The following is a 618-nucleotide window of genomic DNA, read 5'->3' on the forward strand; positions in this document are numbered from 1 at the left end:
GGTCCAACTTAAAGAGCCGGTATAATGGCTGTACCAGAGCATCAAACAACCCAGCATTTATTGCAGAAAACATTCTTAATAGAGAATTTAAGGCGGAACACCTTAATGAGAAATGGGTTACCGATGTAACGGAATTCAAGTATGGAAATACCTTAGACAGTGTGCATAAAGTATATTTAAGCGCTATATTAGACTTATGTGATAGACGGCCTGTTGCATATGTTATTGGGGATAGTAATAATAATGCGCTGGTATTTGAAACTTTTGATAAAGCAGTAAAGGCAAATCCAGGAGCCCATCCTATTTTTCACAGTGACAGAGGATATCAGTATACCTCCCGAAGATTTCATCAGAAATTGGAAGAAGCAGGAATGGTACAGAGTATGTCGAGGGTAGCCCACTGTACAGATAACGGAGTAATGGAAGGCTTTTGGGGGATCTTGAAACGGGAAATGTATTATGGGAAGAAATTTGAGAGCAGAGAAGAATTAGAGAAAGCAATCACAGAATATATAGATTACTATACAAACGACCGGCCACAGAGAGGACTTGGAGTCTTAACACCAATGGAATTTCATGAAAAGCAACGATTGGCGGCATAAAAATGTTGCCCGATAT

Annotated in this window: 1 protein-coding gene; it reads left to right on the forward strand. The window is 39.5% G+C overall.

The window, feature by feature from the left end; genetic code table 11:
- Positions 1-602: IS3 family transposase (locus tag EUBHAL_RS14380; protein WP_005351814.1), on the forward strand; the 602-nt coding region annotated here is incomplete at its 5' end.
- Between the last annotated feature and the right edge of the window lie 16 nt (positions 603-618).

Source organism: Anaerobutyricum hallii DSM 3353 (assembly GCF_000173975.1).
GTDB classification, from domain to species: domain Bacteria; phylum Bacillota; class Clostridia; order Lachnospirales; family Lachnospiraceae; genus Anaerobutyricum; species Anaerobutyricum hallii.